The organism is Piscinibacter sp. (assembly GCF_047600445.1).
Lineage (GTDB): Bacteria > Pseudomonadota > Gammaproteobacteria > Burkholderiales > Burkholderiaceae_C > Piscinibacter.
Window position 1 is genome coordinate 2,931,357 of record NZ_JASGKT010000002.1, and the last position, 22,329, is coordinate 2,953,685.

Here is a 22,329-nt window from a genome sequence, read left to right on the forward strand (position 1 = left end):
TTGCGGCGATCATCGCCGCATGGATTACTTCGCCATCAAGCTGATCCACCAGGGCGCGGTCACGCTCTCGATCATCGGCTTCATCGCGCGCGGCGCGGCCTCGCTCACCGGCGCGGCCTGGGTGCGCGGCCGCACGGCGCGCACGCTGCCGCACGTGGTCGACACGGTGCTGCTCGCCTCGGCGCTCACGCTCGCCTGGATGCTGCGCCTGAACCCGCTGACGACACCCTGGCTGGCCGCCAAGATCGCCGGGCTGCTGGTCTACATCGCCCTGGGCATGGTGGCGCTGAAGCCGGCACGGCCGCGCGGCGTGCGCGTCGCCGCCTACGCGGCGGCGCTGCTGGTCTTCGCGCAGATCGTCGCGACGGCGTTCACGAAGAACCCGCTCGGGCTGCTCGCGCCGCCCTGATCAGCGCCCGCGCCGCATGCCGCGGCGCAGTTGCGCCAGCGGGCGCTTGCCGCCGAGCTGGCGCTCGATGCCGTCGTTGAGCGCGCCGCGCAGCGCCAGCACCTCCTCGACGTGGCCGTAGACGCCGGCGAAGCGCAGGTCCAGCCACAGCCACAGCGTGCAGGCGCGCAGCGCCATCTCCATGCGGTCGAGGCGGCTCGCGCCGTCGACCTCGTCGAGGAACCACGGCCGCCCGGCCCGGCCGGTGGCGGCGTGCGCGGCGGCCCAGTCGAGAAAGGCCTGCAACTGCGTGTCGGTGCGCGTGTCCACCGGCGCCTGCGCGTAGCGGAAGCGCTGCTGCAGCGGCAGCGCCGCGGCGCAGGCGTCGAGCTGCTCGGCCAGCAGCAGCATCTGGTCGAGCTCGGCGACCTGGAAGTGCGCGTCGTCCAGGCGAAGCTGGTCGACGAACACGCCCAGCACCTCGCGCAGCGAGCGCCGCCCGAGCCGGCTGGCGATGGTCTCGACGTGCCAGGGGTTCGGCGCCACCGGCGCCTTGAAGTCCGGCGGCGCCTCGGCGTGCTCGGCCATCAGCGCGCGCAGCTCGCGCGCCGCCTCGGGCTCGGCGGTGTCGAGCACGCCGGCGAAACCTTCCTCGTGCAGCCCGTAGCGGCCGGCGCGGCCGGCGATCTGGTGCACCTCGCTCGCGGCCAGCGGGCGGTCGGCCTCGCCGTCGAACTTCTCCAGCGTGCTGAACAGCACGCGCCGGATCGGCAGGTTCAGGCCCATGCCGATCGCGTCGGTGGCCACGAGGATGTGCGCCTCGCCGCCGGCGAAGCGCTCGGCCTCGCGGCGCCGCACCTCCGGCGGCAGCGCGCCGTAGATCACCGACACCGGGTGGCCGGCGGCGGCGATCTGGTCGCGCAGCAGCAGCACGTCGCGCCGGCTGAAGGCCACCACCGCGTCGCCCAGCACCAGGCTGGCCAGCGGCACCGGCCGCGCCAGCAACTGCACGTGCTGCTTGCGCTCGAAACGGCGCACGTCGCAGCGCTCGCCGCACAGCGCGACCAGGCGCTCGATCGCGTCCACCGCGAAGTCCGAGCAGATCACGATCAGCTCGCGCGCCGGCACGCCGACGATGGCCTGCGTCCAGGCCCAGCCGCGCGAGGCGTCGAACAGCATCTGCGCCTCGTCGATCACCGCCACGTCGATGGGCCGGCCGGTGTTGACCATCTCGATGGTGCTCGACACCACGCGCGCGTCGGGCGCCGGCACGTTCTCCTCGCCGGTCAAGAGCGAACACGGCACGCCGCGCGCGACGAGGCGGTCGCGCCCCTCGAGCGCGAGCAGGCGCAGCGGCGCGAGGTAGGCGCCGTCCAGCGCCTGCGCCAGCCGCTCGAAGGCCGCGTGCGTCTTGCCGCTGTTGGGCGGGCCGACGTACAGCGTGATGCGCCGGCCCAGCGCGCGCGCGGCGTCGAAGCTGTCGGGGTAGCGCTGGAAGGCGAGGTCGGCGGTCAGGCCTTCCAGCGCCACCAGCTCGGTGACGCGCTGCTCCCAGCGGTCCTGCGCGCGCGTCAGCGCGGCTTGCAGCGATTCGAGCGGCTGCGGCTGCGCGCACTCGGCGGCCAGGCGCGGGAACAGCGAATCGAGCCGCTTCGGCTGGTAGGCCTGGCTGCGCGCGACCAGGTGTTCGAGCTGCGCGCGGATCGCCTCGGCGTGCGGATGCGCCGGCGCGGCGGCGCCGCCGCCGAGCGCGGCGCGCAGCGCCTCGACGTCGCCGCTGCGGTGGAAGGCCCAGGCGACGCCGGCATCCACCGGCACGAGATGCGCCAGCGCGACGCGCCACGGCGGCGCATCGGGCACCGCCACCTGCACCGCCTGCGACACCTGGCGCACGAAGCGCCCGCCGATGCGCTGCACGCCCTGCGCGATCAGCGCGGCGCGGCGCTCCAGCATCTGCGGCAGCGCGCCCTGCGCGGCGCCGCCGGTGGCGTCGAGGTGCGCCAGCGCGGCGCCCACGTCGCCCGGCGCGATCCAGCGGCTCGGGCGCGCGCCGGCCGCGGCCTTCTGCAGCATCAGGTAGCCGGCGCGCTGCAAGGCGGCCTCGCCCTCGGCGGGCGGGCCGTCGTGGAATTCGGCGGGCGTCAGGGCCTGCGGCAGCAGGTAGGCGGCGCGGCGCAGGCGATCGAGCTGCGCGCGGGTGGGTTCGGCCGGTGGGGAGTGCACCGGCGCGACTCTAACCGGCGCCCGCGGCGAGCAGGCGGTCGAGCTCGGCGTCCTTCTCGGCCCACAGCGCCTCGATCCACGCCGACAGGCGCTGCCGGTAGGCCTTGTCGCCGACCGGGTCGCCGCCGAGCAGCTCGGCCGGAATCGCGCGCGGCTGCACGCGCACGCGCACCGCGTCGAGCCGGCCCGAGAGCAGATCCCAGAAGCTCGGCGTGCCCTTCGGGTAGGCGATGGTGACGTCGAGCATGGATTCGAACTGCTCGCCCATCGTCGCCAGCGCGATGCCCAGGCCGCCGACCTTGGGCTTGAGCAGGTGGCGGTAGGGGCTGCGCTGCGCGGCGTGCTTGGCCGGCGTGAAGCGCGTGCCCTCGACGAAGTTCATCACCGCGGTCGGGATGCGCTTGAACTTCTCGCAGGCCTCGCGCGTGGTGCGCAGGTCGCTGGAGCGCGCGCCGTGGCCGCGGCCGCGCTTCATGAACGGGAAGTCGAGCGCCCACCACGCCAGCCCGATCACCGGCACCCAGATCAGCTCGGCCTTGAGGAAGAACTTGAGCATGGGCACGCGGCCGTGCAGCACGCGCTGCAGCACCAGGATGTCGACCCAGCTCTGGTGGTTGCTCGACACCAGGTACCAGCCGCGCCGGTGCAGGCCCTCGACGCCCTGCACGTCCCAGCGGGCGCGGTTCACCGCCGCGATCCAGGCGTTGTTGTTGGCCACCCAGCGGTTGGCGATGGCGTTGAGCAGCCGCGTGCAGGCGTTGCGCAAGGCATCCAGCGGCAGCAGCAGCTTGACCAGCGCGGGCGGGATCATCGCCGTGAAGCTGGCGAGGGTGTTCAGGCCGAGCAGCGCGCCGGTGATCACGCCGCGCACGGGATGGGGCAGGTGAATGAGCATCGCCCGATTCTCCGCCGCGCCCGGCGGCCGGGCCTGACCTGCCGCAACCGGCGCGGGCAGCGTCAGTCGCCGTGCGGGTTGTCCAGCGCGTCCAGGCGCCGCCGCGCGGTGTTCACCGCCAGCGCGTTCCAGCGCTGCTGCTGCGCCGTCGTGGCCGACCAGGCGCTGCCGAACATGGCCTCGCCGTGGCGCAGCATCAGCAGCGCGATCTGCGCCGAGGGCGCGTGGCCGGCATCGGCCAGCGCGGCGAAGCGGCCGTAGGCGGCGGCGTGGCGGCCGCTGCGCACGGCGTCGAGCGCCTGCGCAAAAGCCGGCGAGGGCGGCGGCTCGACCGCGGCGGCGGCGTCGAAGCTCAGGGCGAGGGCGGCGAAGGCGAGAAACGGCAGGCGCATGAGGAACTCCCGTGGGACGTGCGCCGCACCCCACGTGCCGCGCTCACCTGGTAGTACGTGATCCGCCGGGCGATCCGGACAGGCCGGCGCGCGGCGCCCTCACTTGCGCGCGGGCGGGCAGATCGACCAAAGGGGCGAAGGCCGAGCGCAGGTGCGTGAGCAGTTCTTCGCGCGTGCCGGTGCGGCCGGCCGGGCGCCAGCCCGAGGGCAGCGGCCGGGCGCTCGGCCAGACGGCGAACTCGCGGGCATCGTTGACGACGATCTGGTGCAAGACGGCGTGCTTCGGGGAGCTCATGCGCCAGTGTGGCAAGCCTCGCCCGGCTTGCCAGCGGGCCGACCCGCGGGAGCGCGAACTTTTGCACGCCGCGATCGCACGCGGGCCACGCGCCTGCGCCGCCGTCGCGCCCTGGTAGGCTAGCGCGCGATGACCCTGGACGACCTGCTGCTCACCGAGGCGGTCAAAGACCTCGAGGCCGACACGCCCTTGCGCGACGACGCCGCGCTGACCGAAGCCGCCGCCGCCAGCGACGAGCGCGAACGGCGCATCGTGCTGCGCGCGCGCCGCCTGGCGGCCGAAACCGGGCTGGACCGCGACGTGCGCGGCCTGCGCGACCGCGCCACCGGCGTCGGGCTGCTGCTGGCCGGCGCGGTGCTGCTGCTCGGGCTGCTGGTCGCGCTCGGGCTGCTGGGCAGCCAGCGGCAGATCAACGCGCTGGCGGTGATGCTCTCGCTGATCTTCTTCAACGGCGTCGGCATCTTGCTGTGGGCCTTCTTCGCGCTCGGCGGCGCGCAGCGCGGCGCGGGTGTGTGGGGCGGCGCGCTCGGCGCGCTGGCGCGGCATCGCCGACTGCCGGCGTCGCTGCGGCGCGTCTGGCCGGCGGCGCTGCGCGTGCTGGCGGCGCGGCGCCTGACGGCCTGGGCGCTGGGCGGGCTCAACCACCTGCTGTGGGCGCTGGTGTACGGCGCCGCGGCGCTGATCCTGACGGCGGTGTTCGCGTTCAGCGCCTACCGGCTCGGCTGGGAGACCACCATCCTCGCGCCGCAGACGCTGGGCCGCGTCGCCGAGGCGATCGCCTGGCTGCCCGAGCGCATCGGCCTGCCGGCGCCGGTGCCCGAGTACCCCGACGACCAAGGCGCGTCGCGCGCGCTCGGCCAATGGCTGATCACCGGCACGCTGGTCTACGGCGTGCTGCCGCGCGCGCTGCTGGTGGCGCTGTGCGGCGCGGTGCTGTGGCGGCGCCGGCGCGGCGGCGCGCTCGACCTGGACGACCCCTACTACCGCCGCCTGATCGCGCGCTTCGAGGCGATCGCGCCGACGCGCGTGCTCGACGGCGAGCACGCGCACGACGCGGCGCCGCACGGCGGCGCGGCGGCCGACGCCGAGCCCGGCACCCGCGTGCTGATCGGCTTCGAGCTGCCCGCCGAGATCGAACTGCCGGCCATGCCGGGCGAAGGCCTGCTGTGGCAGGCGCGCGCGGACGGCGCGCTCGACGAACGCCGCGCGCTGCTGCGCCGGCTCGCCGAGCGGCCGCCCGAGCGGCTGCTGCTGGCCTGCCATGCGCCCTCGACGCCCGACCGCGGCACGCTGCGTTTCATCGAGGCGGCGCGCGCCGGCCGCATCGAACTGCGGCTGCTGCCGCCGCCCGACGCGGCGCAGCGCGCGCGCTGGCGCGACTGGCTGGCCGCGGCCGGCCGCGCCGACATCGTGATCGCCGACGAACATGACTGAACGCCTGACCGTCGCCGTCGTCGGCCACACCAACGCCGGCAAGACCTCGCTGCTGCGCACGCTGGCGCGGCGGCGCAACTTCGGCGAGGTGTCGGACCGGCCTGGCACCACGCGCCACGTCGAGGCGCTCGAACTCGCCGGCGACGCCGGCGCGCGGCTGCGCCTGCTCGACACGCCCGGGCTGGAAGACCCGATCGGCCTGCTGGACGCGCTCGGCCCGCTGCGCCCCGACATGACGCCGCCGCAGCGCATCCGCGCCTTTCTCGCGACACGCGCCGCCGAAGAAGCCTTCGAGCAGGAGGCCAAGGTGCTGCGCGCGCTGCTCGACGCCGACGCGGCGCTGTTCGTGATCGACGTGCGCGAGCCGGTTTTGCCCAAGTTCCGCTGCGAGGTCGAGATCCTCGCCGCCTGCGGCCGGCCGGTGCTGCCGGTACTGAACTTCGTGCGCGACGCCGGCGCGCGCGAAGCGCAGTGGAGCGCGCTGCTGGCCGACTTCGCGCTGCACGCGCAGGTGCGCTTCGACGCGGTGGCGCCCTTCGACGGCGGCGAGCGGCAGCTCTACGACAGCCTGCGCACGCTGCTGCCGGCGCGCGAGCAGCCGCTGCGCGCGCTGGCGGCCTTCGTCGAGCGCGAGCGCGCCGCGCGCGACGAGGCCGGGCTGCGCCTGGTGGCCGACACGCTGCTGGCGCTGGCCGCCCTGCGCCGCACGCTCGAGCGCGACGAACTGGCCGATGCGCGGCGCAAGGCCGCCGCGCTCGACGCCTTCCGCGCCGAGGCGCTGGAGCGCGCGCGCCGCGCCGTGCGCGAGCTGCTGGACCTGCACGCCTTCGCGCGCGGCGATGCCGCGCTGGCGATGCTGCCCTGGCTCGACGGCCGCTGGGCGGCCGACCTGTTCCACCCCGAGACGCTGCGCGATGCCGGCGTGCGCTTCGGCAAGGGCGCGGCGATCGGCGCCGGCATCGGCCTGGCGGCCGACGCGGCGATGGCCGGGCTGTCGCTGGGCGCCGCGACGGCCCTGGGCGCCACGCTGGGCGGCGCGATCAGCCAGGGCTTCGGCACGCTGGGCCGGCGCATCGCCGACGCAATGCAGGGGCGCGAATCGCTGTCGCTGGAAGACGCGCTGATCCTCGTCGTCGCGCAGCGCCTGCTGGGCCTGCACGCCGCGCTGCGCGCACGCGGCCACGCGGCGCAGGACCGCATCGACCTCGACGCCAACGCCGTGCCGATGGACCGCCTGCAAGCCCTGCCGCGCGCCTGGCAGCCGGCGCGCGCGCATCCCGAGTGGGCCGAGGGCGACTCACCGCGCCGCGAGGCGGCGCGGCGCGAGCTGCTGGCGCGGCTGCGCGCGCTGGGCTGAGTCGTGTTCGCGGGCTGCGACCCGGTTCGCGGGCTGAGTCCCGTTCGCGAGTTGGGACCCCGTTCGGGCCGAGCTTGTCGAAGCCCCACCCAAGGTACTCGGACGCCCTTCGACAAGCTCAGGGCGAACGGGGGGAGTCTGGCAATCCGAGTCGGCGGCTACTTCCAGCCGCCGCCCAGCACCTTGTAGAGCGTCGCCAGGTTCTGCGTCTGCTGCGCCTGCAGTTGCAGCAGCGCCTGCTGCGCCGAGAACAGCGAGCGCTGCGCGTCCAGCAGTTCCAGCGAGCTGGCCGCGCCGTTGCGCCAGCGCAGTTCGACCAGGCGGCTGCGCGCCTGCTCGGCCTCCATCTGGCGGCGCTGCGCGGCGAGCTGCTCGCCCAGCGTCGCGCGGCCGGCCAGCGCGTCGGCCACCTCGCGGAACGAGGACTGGATCGCGCGTTCGTACTGCGCCACGGCGATGTCGCGGTTGGCCTTGGCCAGCTCGAGGTTGCCCTGGTTGCGCCCGGCGTCGAACAGCGGCTGGATCAGCGCCGGCGCGAAGCTCCAGGCCGAGTGGCCCGACTTGAACAGGTCGCTCAGGTGGCCGCTGGCCAGGCCGGCGCTGCCGGTCAGCGTGATGCGCGGAAAGAAGGCCGCGCGCGCCGCGCCGATGTTGGCGTTGGCGGCGATCAGTTGCTGCTCGGCCTGGCGCACGTCGGGGCGGCGCAGCAGCACCTCGGAAGCCAGGCCCACCGGCAGTTCGGCCAGGCCGGCGGACGCTTCCACCGGCAGCGCCGGCGGCAGGTCGGCCGGCAGCGGCTGGCCGAGCAGCAGCGTGAGCGCGTTCTCGTCGAGCGCGCGTTGGCGCGTGGCCATGGCCAGGCCGGCGCGCGCCGCTTCGAGCAGCGATTCGGCCTGGCGCCAGTCCAGCTCGGAGCTGGCGCCGTTGTCGAAGCGCAGCTTCACCAGGCGCAGCGACTCCTCGCGCGTGGCCAGCGTCTGGCGCGTCAGCGCCAGCAGCGCGTCGTCGGCCGCCAGCGCGACGTGCGCGTTGGCCACCGCGGCCACCAGGCTGATCTGCACCGCCTTGCGCGCCTCCTCGCTGGCCAGCACCTGCGCCGCCGCGGCGTCGCTGAGGTTGCGCAGGCGGCCGAACAGGTCGAGTTCGTAGGCCGTGACCTGCAGCCCGGCGGTGTACGTCGAGTTGATGCCGCCGGGCAGCGACGTGCGCGAGCCGGTCAGGCCGGCGTTGAGCGTCGGCCAGCGGTCAGCGTCGCGCACCGCGGCCTGGGCGCGCGTCGCCTCGATGTTCAGCGCGGCGATGCGCAGGTCGCGGTTGTTCGCCAGCGCGAGCGCGATCAGGCGCTTCAGGCGCTCGTCGCCGAAGAAGGCCTGCCAGTCCAGCTCGGCCGCGGCCGGCGCGCTCGCCGCGCCCTCGGGCGCGAGCGGAAAGCGCTCGGCCACCGGCGCGGCCGGGCGCTCGTAGCGCGGCGCGAGGTTCATGCAGCCGGCCAGCAGCGCGGCCGCAGCGGCGATGGCGATGGCCGTCAGACGCGGCGTGTTCATGCACCCTCCTTGTGGTCGGCGGCCGGCTCCGCGGCGATGGCGTGGCCGTGCGCGCGGTCGAACTGCCGCTGGCGCTCGCTGCCCTTGAAGATGCCGCGCACCACGACGAAGAACACCGGCACGAAGAACACCGCCAGCGTGGTGGCGCTGATCATGCCGCCGAGCACGCCGGTGCCGATGCTGTGCTGGCTGGCCGAGCCGGCGCCGCTGGCCACCACCAGCGGCAGCACGCCGAGGATGAAGGCCATCGAGGTCATCACGATGGGGCGGAAGCGCAGGTGCGCCGCCTCCAGCACCGCGTCGACCGTGCTGCGCCCCTGCGCGGCGAGGTCCTTGGCGAACTCGATGATCAGCACCGCGTTCTTGGCCGACAGGCCGATGATGGTGATCAGGCCGACCTTGAAGAACACGTCGTTCTCCAGCCCGCGCACGCTCGCGCCGAGGATCACGCCGAGCACGCCCAGCGGCACCACCAGGATCACCGACAGCGGGATCGACCAGCTCTCGTACAGCGCCGCCAGGCACAGGAACACCGACAGCAGCGAGAACGCGAACAGGATCAGCGCGGTCGAGCCCGACAGCTTCTCCTCGCGCGACAGGCCGGTCCACTCGTAGGCGAAGCCGGGCGGGAGCTGCGCCGCCAGGCGCTCGACCTCGGCCAGCGCCGCGCCGCTGCTGACGCCGGGCGCCGGCTCGCCGGCGATGCGCATGGTCGGGTAGCCGTTGTAGCGCACCTGCTGCATCGGCCCGGTGATCCAGCGCGTGCTGGCGAAGGCCGCCAGCGGCACCGGGTTGCCGGCGCCGTTCAGCGCGTTGATGCGCAGCAGGTCTTCGGGCTGCATGCGCGTCGGCGCGTCGGCCTGCACCACCACGCGCTGCACGCGGCCGGCGTTCGGGAAGTCGTTGATGTAGCTCGAGCCGAGCGCGGTCGACAGCGCGCTGTTGATGGCCGCGAAGCTCACGCCCATCGCCTGCGCCTTGTCGCGGTCGATGTCGAGCCGAAGCTGCGAGGCGTCCTCCAGGCCGTCGGGCCGCACCGCCACCAGCAGCGGGCTCTTCTGCGCCAGGCCGAGCAACTGGTTGCGCGCCGCCAGCAGCGCGGCGTGGCCGTTGGCGCCGCGGTCCTGCAGGCGCAGCGCGAAGCCGTTGGCGCGGCCGAGGTCGCGGATCGCCGGCGGGCTGACCGGGAAGATCACCGCGTCGCGGATCTTGCCCAGCGCGCCGAAGGCGCGCGCCACCAGCGCCTGCGCGCTGTGCTCGGCGCCGGCGCGCTCCTTCCAGTCCTTCAGCGTCACGAAGGCGAGGCCGGCGTTCTGGCCGCTGCCGGCGAAGCTGAAGCCCAGCACCGAGACCATGTTGTCCACCTCGGGCTGCGCCAGCATGTACTGCTCGACCTCCTGCATCACCTTGAGCGTGCGGTTCTGCGTCGCGCCCGGCGGCAACTGCATGTTGACGAGGATGCTGCCCTGGTCCTCGTTCGGGATGAACGAGGTCGGCAGGCGGCCGAACAGCAGCACCACCGCGGCGACGATGGCGGCGTAGACGATCAGGTAACGCGCGGCGCGGCGCAGGATGCGCGCGACGAAGCCCTCGTAGCCCTTGGCGGTGCGCGAGAAGCCGCGGTTGAACCAGCCGAAGAAGCCGCCCTTGGCGTGGTGGTGGCCGGCCTGCACCGGCTTGAGCAGCGTGGCGCACAGCGCCGGCGTGAACGACAGCGCCAGGAAGGCCGAGAAGGCCACCGAGGTCACCATCACCGCCGCGAACTGGCGGTAGATGTTGCCCACCGCGCCGCTGAAGAAGGCCAGCGGCACGAACACCGAGATCAGCACCACCGTCACGCCGACGATGGCGCCGGAGATCTGGCCCATCGCCTTGCGCGTCGCCTCCACCGGCGGCAGGCCCTCGGTGCTCATGATGCGCTCGACGTTCTCGACCACGACGATCGCGTCGTCGACCACGATGCCGATCACCAGCACCATGCCGAACATCGTCAGCACGTTGATCGAGAAGCCCATCGCCAGCAGCGCGCTGAAGCTGCCCAGCAGCGCGATCGGCACCACCAGCGTCGGGATCAGCGTGTAGCGGATGTTCTGCAGGAACAGGAACATCACCAGGAACACCAGCGCCACCGCCTCCAACAGCGTCTCGACCACCTGGCGGATCGAGATGCCGATGAAGGTCGAGCTGTCGTAGGGGATCGTCGCCTTCACGCCCTGCGGGAAGAAGGGGCGCAGCTCGTCGAGGCGCTTCTTGATCAGGCCGGCGGTCTGCAGCGCGTTGGCGGTGGGCGCTAGCTGGATGCCGATGCCGCTGGAGGGCTCGCCGTTGAGCCGCGTGCGCACGCTGTAGCTCTGCGCGCCCAGCTCGACGCGGGCCACGTCGCGCAGGCGCACCGTCGAGCCGTCGGCGTTGGCGCGCAGCACGATGTCGCCGAACTCCTCGGCCGTCTCGCGCTGGCCGCGCACCACCACGGTGGCGAAAATGCCCTGGTCGGGCGTGTTCGGCAGGTCGCCGATGGTGCCGGAGGACACCTGCGCGTTCTGCGCCGCGATCGCCGCGTTGACGTCGGCGGACGACAGGCGATAGCCCACCAGCTTGGCCGGGTCGATCCAGATGCGCATCGCGCGCTCGGTGCCGAACAGCTGCGCCTGGCCGACGCCGGGCACGCGCTGCATCTCGGGCAGCACGTTGCGCGAGGCGAAATCGCCCAGCGCCACCGGGTCGAAGCTGCCGCCCTCGCTGGACATCACGATGAACAGCAGGAAGTTCGGGTTCGCCTTGTCGACGCGCACGCCCTGCTGCGTGACCGACTGCGGCAGCCGCGGCGTGGCGCGGCTCAGGCGGTTCTGCACGTCGACCTGGGCCAGGTCGGCGTTGGTGCCGGGCTCGAAGCTCAGCGTGATCGAGCCGGTGCCGTCGGCCTGCGAGACCGACTCGAAGTAGGCCAGGCCCGGCGAGCCGTTCATCTCGCGCTCGATCACGGCGATGACGCTGTCCTCCAGCGTCGAGGCAGAGGCGCCCGGGTAGGCGACGTTGATGACGATGGAAGGCGGCGCCACCGGCGGGTACTGCGACACCGGCAACTGCGTGATCGACACCGCGCCGATCACGAGGATGAACAGCGAGATCACCCACGCGAAGATGGGCCGGTCGATGAAGAACTGGGCCATGGGCGGATCCTCAGCGCGAGGCCGCCGAAGCCGCCGGCGCCGCCGCGGACGCGGACGCGGGCGGCGCCCACGGCACCGCCTTCACCGGCGCGTTGGCCTGGATCTTCTGGAAGCCGTCGACCACCACCTGCTCGCCGCCCGTCAGGCCCTCCAGCACCACCCACTGCCGGTCCGGCCCGGGGCTGACCTTGACGCCGCGCGGCGCCACCTTGCCGTCGGCGCCGACCACCATCACCGTGTCGCCGCCGGTGCCGCGCTGCACCGCCTGCTGCGGCAGCGCGATGCCCGAGGGCATCTGCGCCTGCGCCAGCCGCACGCGCACGTACAGCCCGGGCAGCAGCGCGCCCTTGGGGTTGGGCACCTCGGCGCGCAGCGCGATCTGGCCGGTACCGGGGTCGACCGACAGGTCGGAGAACAGCAGCCGGCCGCGCTGCGGGTAGACCGTGCCGTCGTCGAGCAGCAGGCTCACCGCCACCGAGCCGGCCGGCCCGGCGCCCTGGAATTTGCCCGCGGCGATGGCCGCGCGCAGGCGCAGCACCTCGTCGGCGCTCTGCGTGAAGTTGACGTACAGCGGATCGACCTGCTGCACCACCGCCAGCGGCGTCGCCTCGCCCTGGCCGACCAGCGCGCCCTCGGTGACCAGCGCGCGCCCGATGCGCCCGGCGATCGGCGCGTTCACGTTGGTGTAGCCGAGGTTGATCTGCGCCGCCTGCACCGCCGCCCGGGCGGAAGCCACGTCGGCCTCGGCCTGCTTCCAGGCGGCCTGCGCGGCCACGTACTCCTGCTGGCTCACCGCGTTGGCCTCGGCCAGCGGCTTGTAGCGCTCGGCCTGGGCGCGCGTCTGCAGCACGTTGGCCTCGGCGCGCGCCAGCGCCGCCTGCGCGGCGGCGAGCGTGGCGCGGTACGGCGCGTCGTCGATGCGGAACAGCGGCTGGCCGGCCTTGACGTCGCTGCCCTCGGTGAACAGGCGCTTGAGCACGATGCCGGCGGCGCGCGCGCGCACCTGCGCGATGCGCGAGGCCTCGGTGCGGCCGGGCAGCTCGGTCAGCACGCCCACCGCGGCGGGCGTGGCGGTGACGACGCCGACTTCCGGCGGCGGCGGGGTGGCCGCGGCGGCGGCGCCGGCGTCGGTCTTGGCGCCGCAGGCGGCCAGCAAGGCGGACGACGAGGCCAGGAACAGGGCGAAGAACGGAATGCGGCGGCGAGCCGACGGGCTGGTGCTCATGGAATCCTTTCGCGGCGGCCATCGCCTCCCGGCGGCGGCTGCGAAGGCGCTACTATACATACAGAGTTGAATGTATGTGAGGCAGCCCGGTTTCCCTCCATGGCGAGACGCACCAAACAAGACGCCGAACGCACCCGCGAGCGCATCCTCGACATGGCCGAGCGCGAATTCCAGCGCCGCGGCGTGTCGCGCACCTCGCTGGAGCACATCGCGCGCGCCGCCGGCGTCACGCGCGGCGCGGTGTACTGGCACTTCCGCAACAAGGCCGACCTGTTCAACGCGATGATGAACCGCGTCGCGCTGCCGCTGGAAAGCGAGATCCTGAAGAGCGGCGAGCGCACGCTCGACGACCCGGTGACGCAGATCCGCAACAGCTACCTCGCCGCGCTGCGCCTCACGGTGGCCGATCCGCAGGCACGCCGCGTGTTCGAGGTGGCGCTGTTCAAGGTCGAGCACGGCGCGGCGCTGCGCGGCGTGAGCGAACGCCGCCTGAACGGCCTGCGCAACCGCACCGCGCAGGTCGAACGCGGCTTCCGCCGCGCCGCGAGGCTGGGCCTGTGGCGCTCGGCGCTGCCGGCGCACGCCGCCGCGCTGGGCATGCAGTCGCTGATCGACGGGCTGATCATCAACTGGATGATCGACCCGCAGGCCTTCGACCTCGTGCGCGTCGGCGAGCGGACGATCGACGCCTACTTGCGCGGCGTGCAGGCGCCCTCAGGCGCCTGAGCCGAGCTGGCGATGGAAGTAGGTGGTCGCGCAGGGCCGGCCATCGGGCATCAGCGCGTAGTTCGGGATCTCGCCGACACGCTGCCAGCCGCAGCGCGCGTACAGGCGCTCGGCGTCGCCGCCGCTGACCGTGTCGAGCACCAGCACCGTCTTGCCGGCATCGCGCGCGGCGCGCTCGGCGTGCGCCAGCAGCGCCTGCGCCAGCCCCTGGCGGCGCGCGCGCCGGTGCACCAGCATCTTGGCGAGGTCGGCGCGGTGCGGCTGGTTGTCGGGCTGCGCGAGCGCCAGTTGCACCGTGCCGTCGACGCGACCGCTGCCGCGCCGCACCCCGGCCAGCAGCAGGCGCTCGCCGGTCTTCACGCCCTCGGCCACGCCGCGCCAGAACGCCAGCGCGCGCTCACGCGGCAGCGGCCACATGAAGCCGACCGAGGCGCCGCCGGCCACGCAGTCGAGCAGCACCTCGGCGAGCGGCTCCAGCGCCGCGTCGATCTCGCCCGCGCCGATGCGCCGCACGTCGAAGCCTTCATTCATGACGATCTCCGCACGCCGGGGCGGGGCCGGCGCGCCAGCGCGACGAGGTAGCGCGCCTCGCGCGCGCCGGGGTTGTGGAAGACCATCGGCGCGTCCAGCGTCATCGCGAGGCAATCGCCCGGCTCCAGCCGCCAGGCCGCGCCGCCCACCGTCAGCGTCATCACGCCGTCGATCATCCAGACCTGCTGGTGCACCTCGTCGTCGCGCGCCGCCTGCTCGTAGGCGACACGCCGGCCGGCCGGAAAGCGCACGTCGACGAGCTGGATCGGCGAGGGCAGCGCCGGCGAGACGTTGCGGCGCACATAGCCGGAGGCCGGGTCGGTCCACAGCGGCTGGTCGGCCACGCGCGCCAGCGGTGACGGCGGCGCCGCGGCGGCGGCCGGCGCCTCGAACAGCGAGGCCAGCGTGACGCCCAGCGCCGCGCTGAGCTTGTCGAGCACGGTGGCGGTGGGGCTGCTGCGGCCGCGCTCGATCAGCGAAATGTTGGAGCGGCTCACGCCGCTGCGTTCGGCCAGCGCGTCCAGCGTCCAGCCCTGCGCTTCGCGCAGATCCTTGATGCGCCGGGCCAGGCGGGTGGTCACGTCCATGCCATCCAGTTTACTGGATTTCTTGTCCATCATGATGCCGGAGCGGCGCCGCGCCGCGCGGCACACTGCACGCATGCGGTGCTTCGCCCTCGCCCTGCTGTTGTGCGCGACCGCCCCGGCGCGCGCCGAGGCGCCGCCCGGCTTCGCCGAGCTGGAGGCGCGCGGCGCGCGCGTCGGCACGATCACGGTGCACGCCGGGCCGATCTTCGACGCCGACAACCCCGACGAGGACAAGGCCTTGTTCCGCCTCGCCAACCGGCTGCACGTGACGACGCGGCCGGGCGTGGTGGCGCGGGCGCTGCTGTTCGCCAGCGGCGAGCCGCTGTCGGCGCGGCTGATCGAGGAGAGCGAGCGGCTGCTGCGCGCCGACCGCCAGTTCTACGACGTCGCCATCCGCCCCGTGGCGCTGCACGACGACGGCACGGTCGACATCGAGGTGGCGACGCGCGACACCTGGTCGTTCGACCCCGGCCTCAGCGTCGGCCACAGCGGCGGCGAGACCACCGGCGGCTTCAGCGTGCGCGACTACAACGTGCTCGGCACCGGCACCTCGATCGCGCTGGGCCGCGCCAAGGACGCGGAGCGCACCAGCACCGAGTTCGAGTTCTCCAACGAGCGCGCCTTCGGCACGCGCGCCGCCTTCCTGCTGCAGCACGCCACCCGCAGCGACGGACGGCGCCACGCCGTCTCGCTGGTGCGGCCGTTCTACGCGCTCGACGCGCGCTGGTCGGCCGGCGCCTCGGTGCTCGACGACACGCGCATCGACCGCGTCTACCAGGCCGGCGACACGGTGGCGCGCTACCACCGCGGCGAGCGCCGCGCCGAGCTGTTCGGCGCGCTTTCGCCGGGCCTGCGCGACGGCTGGGTGCAGCGCTGGGCGCTCGGCCTGGGCCTGCGCGACGACACTTACGCGCTCGACCCCGAGCTGCCCGCGCCGCCGGTGCCGCTGCCCGAGGACCGCCGGCTGCGCGCGCCCTTCGTGCGCTTCGAGCTGGTGGAAGACCGCTTCGAGCGCGAGCTGAACCGCAACCTGATCGGCCGGCCCGAGTTCTTCGCGCTCGGCCTGGCGGCCAGGGTGCAGGTCGGCAAGGCCCTGCCCGGGCTCGGCTCGACGCGCCGGCCGTGGCTGTACGGCGCCAGCGTCGCGCGCGGCTTCGAGCCGGGGCCCGGGCAGCGCCTGATGCTGCAGGCGCAGATCGACGGCGAGGTGGGCCAGGGCCGCGTGCAGCGCCAGCGCGCCGGCATCAAGGCGCAGTTCTACCTGCCGCAGAGCCACCGGCGGCTGTTCTACGCCGCGCTGGCGCTCGACCGGCTGCGCCGCCCCGAGCTGCCCGACACGCTGCTGCTCGGCGCCGACGAGGGCCTGCGCGGCTACCCGCTGCGCTACCAGAGCGGCACGCGGCGCGCGCTGTTCAGCGCCGAGCAGCGCTTCTACACCGACCTGTACGTGTGGCAGCTCTTCCGCGTCGGCGGCGCGCTGTTCTTCGACGCCGGCCGCGCCTGGGGCGGCGACATCGTCAACCCGCGCGACGCCGGCTGGCTGCGCGACGCCGGCGCGGGCCTGCGCGTCGTCAGCGTGCGCTCGGCCTTCAGCAACGTGCTGCACGTGGACCTGGCGGTGCCGATCGGCGCCGCCGCGAACATCCGCAAGGTGCAGCTCAACCTGAAGACCAGGGCGAGCTTTTGACCAGGGGCGGAAAACTCAGCCGGGCGGCGGCTTGCGGCGGCTCAGCAGCTCTTCTTCGAGCGCGCGCCACTCGGAAGGCGTGATCTCGACCTCGGAGATCTCGGGCTTGCGCGGCTCGACGCTGACGCGGCGGTCGCGCCCGGCCGGCGGGCCCTGGTCGGCCTGGCGGCGGTCGCGCCCCGAGCGGCGCTCGGTGCCGGGGCGGACGGAGGGCTTCTTGCCGGAGGTCATGGGTTGCGATTGTCCCATTAGGATGGACGCCATGAAGATCGGAGAACTCGCCGCCGCCACCGACACGCCGGTGGAAACCATCCGCTACTACGAGAAGCAGGGCCTGCTCGCCGAGCCGGCGCGCAGCGAGGGCAACTACCGCGTCTACGGGTCGGCGCAGGTGGAGCGGCTGCGGTTCATCCGCCACTGCCGCAGCCTGGACATGTCGCTCGACGAGGTGCGCCTGCTGCTGCGCTACAAGGATTCGCCGGGCCGGGACTGCGGCGACGTCAACGCGCTGCTCGACGAGCACATCGGCCACGTCAGCCAGCGCATCCGCGAACTGAAGCGGCTGGAGAAGCAGTTGCGCGAACTGCGCGCGCAATGCGCCAGCCGCAGCGACACCGCGCACTGCGGCATCCTCGGCGAGATCACGCAGGCCTCGCGCGCGCGGCGCAAGGCGGCGCCGGCCCAGCCGGCGCGCCACCTCGGCCCGGTGCACGGGCCGAGGTAGCCCTGCCCATCCTCAGAACGGCAGGCCGACGTAGTTCTCCGCCAGCGAGCGCTGCGCCGCCTCCGACGAGAACAGGTAGGCGAGGTCGGTGTCCTGCAGCTTCCTGTCGTAGGCGATGCTGTCGGGGAAGGTGTGCAGCAGCGTCGTCATCCACCACGAGAAGCGCTGCGCCTTCCACACCCGCGCCAGCGCCTTGGCCGAGTAGCCTTCCAGGCCGCTGTCGTCGCCGCGCTGGTAGTGCGCCACCAGCGCGTGGTAGAGGTAGTGGATGTCGGAGGCCGCGCTGTTCAGCCCGCGCGCGCCGGTGGGCGGCACGATGTGCGCCGCGTCGCCGGCCAGGAACAGGTTGCCGTAGCGCATCGGCTCGGCGACGAAGCTGCGCAGCGGCGCGATCGACTTCTCGATCGACGCGCCGGTGACCAGCCGCGCCGCCACCTCGGCCGGCAGGCGGCGCTTCAGTTCGGCCCAGAACGCGTCGTCCGGCCAGTCCTCCACCTTGTCGGACAGCGGCACCTGGACGTAGTAGCGCGACAGCACCTGCGAGCGCAGCGAACACAGCGCGAAGCCGCGCTCGTGGCGCGCGTAGATCAGCTCCGGCGACACCGGCCTGGTGCGCGACAGCACGCCCAGCCAGCCGAACGGGTAGACCTTCTCGTACTCGCGCAGCACGCCCTTCGGGATCGACTTGCGGCTGACGCCGTGGAAGCCGTCGGCGCCGATCACGTAGTCGCAGTCGATGCGCACGATCTCGTCGCCGCGGCGGTAGGTGACGTGCGGCGTCGCGCTGGTCAGCTCGTGCGGCTGCACGTCCTCGGCGTTGTGGATCACCTGGCCGTTCATGCGGTCGCGCGCGTCGTAGAGGTCGCGCGTCAGCTCGGTCTGGCCGTACACCACCACCGAGCTGCCGCCGCTGTATTTGTGCAGGTCGACGCGGTCCATGCGGCCGTCGTGGGCGATGAAGAAGCCCTCGTGGATCTCGCCCTCGCGGTCCATGCGCTCGCCGCACTGCGCCTCGCGCATCAGCGCGGCGAAGCCGTGCTCGAGCACGCCGGCGCGGATGCGGCCGAGCACGTACTCGCGGCTCTGGCGCTCGAGCACGACGTTGTCTATGCCCTTCAGGTGCAGCAACTGCGACAGCAGCAGCCCCGAAGGGCCGCCGCCGATGATGCAAACGCTGGTCTTCATGTCTCGTCTCCTGTGGAATGCGGTTCGCGGATCAGGCCCGCAAGGTAACGCCGCGGCGGCCGGCGCGGAATGGCCGGATCGCGCCAGGACTTGTACGATTCGAACATGATCCGCCCCGCCGCCGCCGTCCGCCACTACAGCCTCTACGGCGAGCGCGAGCACCTGCCCGACGTGATGCACTGCGAGACCATCGCCGAGCGCTCGGTGCTGTACGAATGGGAGCTGGCGCCGCACCGCCACGACCGGCTGCACCAGTTGCTGCTGCTGCGCGCCGGCGGCGGCATGACGCGGCTGGCCGACGCCGAGCTGGCGCTGGGCGCGGGCTCGCTGGTCAACGTGCCGCCCGGCACGGTGCACGCCTTCACCTTCGAGCCGGGCACCGACGGCCTGGTGCTGACGCTGGCCGACGCGCTGCTCGACGAGCTGCTGGCGCGCGAGCCCGAGGTGCGGCGCCTGCTCGGCCGCGCCTGGGTGGGCCGCGCCGACGACGGCATCGACGCGCTGGCGGCGCGGCTCGCGCGCGAGTACGCCGGCCGCGCGACGGCGCGCGCGCTGGTGCTGCGCGGGCTGGCCGGCACGCTGCTCGGCTGCGCCGCGCGGGCCGGCGCACGCGCCGACCCGATGGCGCGGAACATGACGGAATCGCACCTGCTGCAGCGCTTCGAGGCGCTGCTGGAAGCGCACTACCGCGAGCACTGGGGCGTGGCCGACTACGCACGCGCGCTGGCGGTGACGCCCACCCACCTGAGCCGCGTCGCGCGCGCGGCCAGCGGCGCGCCGGCCTCGCGCCTGATCGACGCGCGCGTGATCCGCGAGGCGCGCCGCCAGCTCGCCTTCACGCACCTGAGCGTCGCGTCGATCGCCTACACGCTGGGTTTCGTCGACCCGGCGCTGTTCAGCCGCGTCTTCACGCGCGTGGCCGGGCGTTCGCCGCGCGCGTTCCGGCGTGAGCTGCAGACGCGCTCGGGCTAGGGCCTGTTCACCCTACGGATGCCAGATGCGTTGCCCCGACAAAGCCCGCGAGCAAGGCGCAAAGCGCAGCCCAGGCTGGACGCCTGGGCAAGGTTTGCAACGCCGCGCGCGGGCTTTGTCGGGGCAACCCGCAGGGAACGGGCCTGGCAGGGCGCAGCGCGGCGTTGCGCTCCTAGCCAAGCCGTCCAGGCTTGGCGTCGTCGCGCGCCTTGCCCTGCGCCCTGCCAGGTCCGTTCGCACTGGCATCCGTAGGGTGAACAGGCCCTAGCCGCGCTCAGCGCCGGGCCAGCGCGACGGCCGCCTGCGTCGCATCGTGCTGCGGCCCGAGCGCATCGTCGAGTTCCAGCACGGCGCGCTCGGCGGCGGCGCGCGCCTCGGCGGCCTGGCCCTGCGCGGCCAGCGCGCGGGCGAGTTCGAGCCAGGCGTGGCCGTGCAGCGCGGAGCGCCCCTGCTGCGGCGAGCGGATCACCGCCTCGGCGATGGCCGCGCGCGCGGCCGCCTCGGCCTGCGCGGGCTGCCCCGTCAGGTTGCAGGCGCTGGCGCGCAGCCAGTGCTTCTCCCAGCGGAACAGCTTCAGGTCGGGCGCCGCGTCGAGTTCCGCCAGCACGGCCAGTGCGCGCTCGCCCCGGCCCAGTTGCACCAGCAGCAGCGCCAGCTCGAGCCGGTTGATGGTGTCGCGCGAGTCCTCGAAGCGGCCGCCGCGCGGTTCGAGATCCTTGACCATCACGGCCACCGCCTCGTCGGCGCGGCCGCGCAACTGCTCCAGGTGCGCCACGAAGTCCCAGCCGCGCGGGAACGGCGGCTCGGTGCGGCCGCCGTGCACCAGCACGCTCTCCCACAGGCGGCGCGCCTCGTCCGTGCGCCCCAGGTCGAACAGCATGCGGCCCTCGAAGACGCTGACCACGACAGGCACCTTGCCGATCTGCCGCGCCAGTTCGCCGGCCTGCCGCGAGAAGACCAGGCCTTCGCGCGGGCGGCCCATGCGCCAGTGGAACAAGGCGCGCGAGTGCAGGTCGCGCACGAAGCGGACGGAATGCTCGCGCCCCGCCGCGCGCATCTGCTCGATGATCTCCCGGTAGATCCGGTCGGCGGCTTCGTCCTGGCCCTGATTGTTGAGCGACCAGGCGCGCGCGCGCAGGAAGGCCATCGCGGCGACGCGGCGGTTCAGCTCGGGCGCCGCCTCGTAGGCCGCATCGAGGTCGCGCAGCGCATCGGCGTCGCGGGCCTGGTTCTGCAGGTGCGAGGCGCGGTGGAACAGGCACTTGAAGCGCACGAGACCGCTGCCCGAACCCGCGGGCAGCAGCGCCAGGCCGCGGTCGATGCGCGCGATCGACTCGGCATCGGTCAGGCTCTCCGACTCTGCGCCGCACCAGGCGGCGGCGCGCGCCACCGGGTCGTCGATCTTCTGCGCGGCGGCTTCGATCGTCTCGACGTTGCGCTGCATCGCTTCACCGCGGCCGAGGCCTTCGTTGAGGCTGTAGAAGAGATCGTGCAGCGGTGCGAGCACTTCGGGCACGTCGTGAAAGAGCTGCTCGGCGCGCCGCTGCGCGAGGTCCACGCGCGCGGCCGGGTCGCGCGGCCGCCCCGGCTCGTCGAACTGGCCGAGCTGCTCTTCCAGGAAGCTCGCCACCGCATCGGCCTGCTCGCGCTGCCGCGCCGCCGTGTCGCGCTCGCGTTCGGCGACGATGCGCTCGCGCTCGGCCTCGCGCCGCTGCTGCTCGGCCACGCCGGCCGCCGTGACGATGGACGCCAGCGCCAGCGCCGCCAGCGCGACGCCCGCCTTGTGCCGGCCGACGAATCGGCTCGCGCGGTAGCCCCAGGAATCGGGCCGCGCGCTCACCGTGTGCCCGTCGAGGTGGCGTTGCAGGTCGTCGGCGAACGCGGCCGCGGTGGCGTAGCGCTCGCCGGGCGCGGACCGCAACGCCTTGGCGATGATGTTGTCGAGGTCGCCGGCCAGCACATGCGCCAGCCGCGCCGGCGTGCTGCCGCGCGACGCGGCGGCGGCGTCCAGCTCGGCCTCGCCGCGGCGCGTGCGGTCGACGACCATGCGGCTGGCGCGCGGCAGCGCGTCGTCCGCATCCGCCTGGTGCCCCTGCGCGTCCAGGCGCGGGTGCTGGCCGGTCAGCAGCACGGCCAGCAGCAGGCCGAGCGCGTACACGTCGGTGGCGGTGCTCACCGGGTCGCCGCGCAACTGCTCGGGCGCCGCGTACAGCGGCGTCAGCGCGCGGCCGCTGGCGCGCGTCAGCTCGGTGGCCTCGGCCGGCGCGTCGCCGTCGTCGATCAGCTTGGCGATGCCGAAGTCGAGCAGCTTGACGCTGCCCTCGGCGTCGACCATCACGTTGGCGGGCTTCAGGTCGCGGTGCACCACGAGCAGGGTGTGCGCGTGCTGCACCGCCTGCAGCACCTGCACGAACAGCGCGATGCGTTCGCGCAGCCCCAGGCGGCGCGAGTCGCACCAGCGGTCGATGCGCTCGCCGGCCACGTGTTCGAGCACGAGGTAGGGCTGGCCCTCGTCGCTGAGGCCGGCGTCGACCAGCCGCGCGATGTGCGGATGCGACAGCCGCGCCAGGATCGCGCCCTCGCGCCGGAAGCGTTCGGCCAGCGCGCGCTGCACCAGGCCGGCGTGCAGCAGCTTGACGGCCGCGCGGCCCTCGAAGCGGCCGTCGCTGCGCTCGGCCAGCCACACCGAGCCCATGCCGCCCTCGCCCAGCGGCTCGATCAGCGTGTAGGCGCCGACGCGCCGGCCGGCCAGCGCGCCGAAAGCGCCGCTCGCCGCGCCTTGCAGCAGCGCCTGCGCATCCGACGCGGCCGCGCCCGCGAGCACCGCCCGCAGCTCGGCGGCCAGCGCCGGCTCGCGCGCGGCCAGCGCGTGCAGCCAGGCGTCGCGCTCGGCCGGCGGCAGCTCGAGCACCTGGTCGAGCCAGGGGCTCAGGCGCTGCCAGCGCGAGGCGTCGATGCTCATGCGTCGAGCCAGGCGGCGACGAGCAGGCTGGC

The 22,329-nt window shown here is 74.0% G+C and carries 19 protein-coding genes; 7 read left to right on the top strand and 12 right to left on the bottom strand.

Features of this window, described 5'->3' with window-relative positions; genetic code table 11:
* Positions 1-19: 19 nt before the first annotated feature.
* Complete coding sequence (locus tag QM792_RS17925; RefSeq protein WP_415151458.1) at positions 20-409, top strand: SirB2 family protein; 390 nt, start codon at positions 20-22, stop codon at positions 407-409.
* On the opposite strand, the gene QM792_RS17930 is transcribed toward QM792_RS17925, so the two are convergent.
* The 4 genes from QM792_RS17930 to QM792_RS17945 all read right to left on the bottom strand — a co-directional run bounded on the left by QM792_RS17930 (position 410) and on the right by QM792_RS17945 (position 4,193).
* Positions 410-2,611, bottom strand: coding sequence for a helicase-related protein (locus QM792_RS17930; RefSeq protein WP_415151459.1), 2,202 nt, complete (start codon positions 2,609-2,611; stop codon positions 410-412). It lies immediately after the preceding gene.
* Positions 2,612-2,621: 10 nt separating this feature from the next.
* Positions 2,622-3,506 carry an acyltransferase gene (locus QM792_RS17935; RefSeq protein WP_415151460.1) on the bottom strand — a complete coding sequence of 295 codons (885 nt, stop codon included), beginning with the start codon at positions 3,504-3,506 and terminating at the stop codon, positions 2,622-2,624.
* Between the two features lie 62 nt (positions 3,507-3,568).
* Positions 3,569-3,898 (bottom strand): hypothetical protein, encoded by a 330-nt coding sequence (locus QM792_RS17940; RefSeq protein ID WP_415151461.1) that lies wholly within the window; start codon positions 3,896-3,898, stop codon positions 3,569-3,571.
* A 43-nt stretch (positions 3,899-3,941) separates the two neighbouring features.
* Positions 3,942-4,193, bottom strand: coding sequence for an MbtH family NRPS accessory protein (locus QM792_RS17945; RefSeq protein WP_415151462.1), 252 nt, complete (start codon positions 4,191-4,193; stop codon positions 3,942-3,944).
* Between the two features lie 129 nt (positions 4,194-4,322).
* Between QM792_RS17945 and QM792_RS17950 the strand changes: the two genes are divergently transcribed.
* Entirely contained in the window at positions 4,323-5,627 is a 1,305-nt protein-coding gene (locus QM792_RS17950; protein ID WP_415151463.1) for a DUF2868 domain-containing protein, read from the top strand.
* Positions 5,620-6,984 carry a GTPase/DUF3482 domain-containing protein gene (locus tag QM792_RS17955; RefSeq protein ID WP_415151464.1) on the top strand — a complete coding sequence of 455 codons (1,365 nt, stop codon included), beginning with the start codon at positions 5,620-5,622 and terminating at the stop codon, positions 6,982-6,984. The genes QM792_RS17950 and QM792_RS17955 overlap by 8 nt, the downstream gene beginning before the upstream one ends.
* A gap of 158 nt (positions 6,985-7,142) precedes the next feature.
* On the opposite strand, the gene QM792_RS17960 is transcribed toward QM792_RS17955, so the two are convergent.
* Genes QM792_RS17960 through QM792_RS17970 form a run of 3 tightly spaced genes read right to left on the bottom strand, consistent with a single transcriptional unit; the run spans position 7,143 to position 12,923 of the window.
* The gene (locus tag QM792_RS17960; RefSeq protein WP_415151465.1) at positions 7,143-8,528 is read right to left on the bottom strand and encodes an efflux transporter outer membrane subunit; all 1,386 of its coding nucleotides are present in this window, start codon (positions 8,526-8,528) and stop codon (positions 7,143-7,145) included.
* Positions 8,525-11,698: an efflux RND transporter permease subunit gene (locus QM792_RS17965; protein ID WP_415151466.1), complete on the bottom strand. Its 3,174-nt coding sequence runs from the start codon at positions 11,696-11,698 to the stop codon at positions 8,525-8,527. The genes QM792_RS17960 and QM792_RS17965 overlap by 4 nt, the downstream gene beginning before the upstream one ends.
* Positions 11,699-11,708: 10 nt before the next feature.
* Entirely contained in the window at positions 11,709-12,923 is a 1,215-nt protein-coding gene (locus QM792_RS17970; protein ID WP_415151468.1) for an efflux RND transporter periplasmic adaptor subunit, read from the bottom strand.
* A 99-nt stretch (positions 12,924-13,022) separates the two neighbouring features.
* Between QM792_RS17970 and QM792_RS17975 the strand changes: the two genes are divergently transcribed.
* Positions 13,023-13,649: a TetR family transcriptional regulator gene (locus QM792_RS17975; RefSeq protein WP_415151469.1), complete on the top strand. Its 627-nt coding sequence runs from the start codon at positions 13,023-13,025 to the stop codon at positions 13,647-13,649.
* On the opposite strand, the gene QM792_RS17980 is transcribed toward QM792_RS17975, so the two are convergent.
* Positions 13,638-14,180: a GNAT family N-acetyltransferase gene (locus QM792_RS17980; RefSeq protein WP_415151470.1), complete on the bottom strand. Its 543-nt coding sequence runs from the start codon at positions 14,178-14,180 to the stop codon at positions 13,638-13,640. The genes QM792_RS17975 and QM792_RS17980 overlap by 12 nt on opposite strands.
* Positions 14,177-14,767 carry a helix-turn-helix domain-containing protein gene (locus QM792_RS17985; RefSeq protein WP_415151471.1) on the bottom strand — a complete coding sequence of 197 codons (591 nt, stop codon included), beginning with the start codon at positions 14,765-14,767 and terminating at the stop codon, positions 14,177-14,179. The genes QM792_RS17980 and QM792_RS17985 overlap by 4 nt, the downstream gene beginning before the upstream one ends.
* Positions 14,768-14,840: 73 nt before the next feature.
* Here QM792_RS17985 and QM792_RS17990 point away from each other — a divergent pair, with 73 nt between their 5' ends.
* Positions 14,841-16,454: a hypothetical protein gene (locus QM792_RS17990; protein WP_415151472.1), complete on the top strand. Its 1,614-nt coding sequence runs from the start codon at positions 14,841-14,843 to the stop codon at positions 16,452-16,454.
* A 15-nt stretch (positions 16,455-16,469) separates the two neighbouring features.
* Here QM792_RS17990 and QM792_RS17995 read toward each other — a convergent pair whose 3' ends face one another.
* Positions 16,470-16,685: a hypothetical protein gene (locus QM792_RS17995; RefSeq protein WP_415151473.1), complete on the bottom strand. Its 216-nt coding sequence runs from the start codon at positions 16,683-16,685 to the stop codon at positions 16,470-16,472.
* Between the two features lie 31 nt (positions 16,686-16,716).
* Here QM792_RS17995 and cadR point away from each other — a divergent pair, with 31 nt between their 5' ends.
* Positions 16,717-17,178, top strand: a complete 462-nt coding sequence (gene cadR / locus QM792_RS18000) for a Cd(II)/Pb(II)-responsive transcriptional regulator (RefSeq protein ID WP_415151474.1) — start codon at positions 16,717-16,719, stop codon at positions 17,176-17,178.
* 12 nt (positions 17,179-17,190) lie between these two features.
* Here cadR and pobA read toward each other — a convergent pair whose 3' ends face one another.
* Entirely contained in the window at positions 17,191-18,363 is a 1,173-nt protein-coding gene (gene pobA, locus QM792_RS18005) for a 4-hydroxybenzoate 3-monooxygenase (protein ID WP_415151475.1), read from the bottom strand.
* A gap of 105 nt (positions 18,364-18,468) precedes the next feature.
* Between pobA and QM792_RS18010 the strand changes: the two genes are divergently transcribed.
* A complete protein-coding gene (locus QM792_RS18010) occupies positions 18,469-19,335 on the top strand; it encodes a helix-turn-helix domain-containing protein (RefSeq protein ID WP_415151476.1) in 867 nt (288 codons plus the stop codon).
* A gap of 274 nt (positions 19,336-19,609) precedes the next feature.
* On the opposite strand, the gene QM792_RS18015 is transcribed toward QM792_RS18010, so the two are convergent.
* Positions 19,610-22,297: a protein kinase domain-containing protein gene (locus tag QM792_RS18015; RefSeq protein ID WP_415151477.1), complete on the bottom strand. Its 2,688-nt coding sequence runs from the start codon at positions 22,295-22,297 to the stop codon at positions 19,610-19,612.
* Positions 22,298-22,329 lie beyond the last annotated feature (32 nt).

Bases quoted from the DNA above. Each gene is read 5' to 3' on its own strand.
- QM792_RS17925 (WP_415151458.1), top strand. From the start codon at position 20: ATGGATTACTTCGCCATCAAGCTGATCCACCAGGGCGCGGTCACGCTC.
- QM792_RS17935 (WP_415151460.1), bottom strand. From the start codon at position 3,506: ATGCTCATTCACCTGCCCCATCCCGTGCGCGGCGTGATCACCGGCGCG.
- QM792_RS17940 (WP_415151461.1), bottom strand. From the start codon at position 3,898: ATGCGCCTGCCGTTTCTCGCCTTCGCCGCCCTCGCCCTGAGCTTCGAC.
- QM792_RS17945 (WP_415151462.1), bottom strand. From the start codon at position 4,193: ATGAGCTCCCCGAAGCACGCCGTCTTGCACCAGATCGTCGTCAACGAT.
- QM792_RS17950 (WP_415151463.1), top strand. From the start codon at position 4,323: ATGACCCTGGACGACCTGCTGCTCACCGAGGCGGTCAAAGACCTCGAG.
- QM792_RS17955 (WP_415151464.1), top strand. From the start codon at position 5,620: ATGACTGAACGCCTGACCGTCGCCGTCGTCGGCCACACCAACGCCGGC.
- QM792_RS17960 (WP_415151465.1), bottom strand. From the start codon at position 8,528: ATGAACACGCCGCGTCTGACGGCCATCGCCATCGCCGCTGCGGCCGCG.
- QM792_RS17965 (WP_415151466.1), bottom strand. From the start codon at position 11,698: ATGGCCCAGTTCTTCATCGACCGGCCCATCTTCGCGTGGGTGATCTCG.
- QM792_RS17970 (WP_415151468.1), bottom strand. From the start codon at position 12,923: ATGAGCACCAGCCCGTCGGCTCGCCGCCGCATTCCGTTCTTCGCCCTG.
- QM792_RS17975 (WP_415151469.1), top strand. From the start codon at position 13,023: ATGGCGAGACGCACCAAACAAGACGCCGAACGCACCCGCGAGCGCATC.
- QM792_RS17980 (WP_415151470.1), bottom strand. From the start codon at position 14,180: ATGAATGAAGGCTTCGACGTGCGGCGCATCGGCGCGGGCGAGATCGAC.
- QM792_RS17985 (WP_415151471.1), bottom strand. From the start codon at position 14,767: ATGGACGTGACCACCCGCCTGGCCCGGCGCATCAAGGATCTGCGCGAA.
- QM792_RS17990 (WP_415151472.1), top strand. From the start codon at position 14,841: ATGCGGTGCTTCGCCCTCGCCCTGCTGTTGTGCGCGACCGCCCCGGCG.
- QM792_RS17995 (WP_415151473.1), bottom strand. From the start codon at position 16,685: ATGACCTCCGGCAAGAAGCCCTCCGTCCGCCCCGGCACCGAGCGCCGC.
- cadR (WP_415151474.1), top strand. From the start codon at position 16,717: ATGAAGATCGGAGAACTCGCCGCCGCCACCGACACGCCGGTGGAAACC.
- pobA (WP_415151475.1), bottom strand. From the start codon at position 18,363: ATGAAGACCAGCGTTTGCATCATCGGCGGCGGCCCTTCGGGGCTGCTG.
- QM792_RS18010 (WP_415151476.1), top strand. From the start codon at position 18,469: ATGATCCGCCCCGCCGCCGCCGTCCGCCACTACAGCCTCTACGGCGAG.
- QM792_RS18015 (WP_415151477.1), bottom strand. From the start codon at position 22,297: ATGAGCATCGACGCCTCGCGCTGGCAGCGCCTGAGCCCCTGGCTCGAC.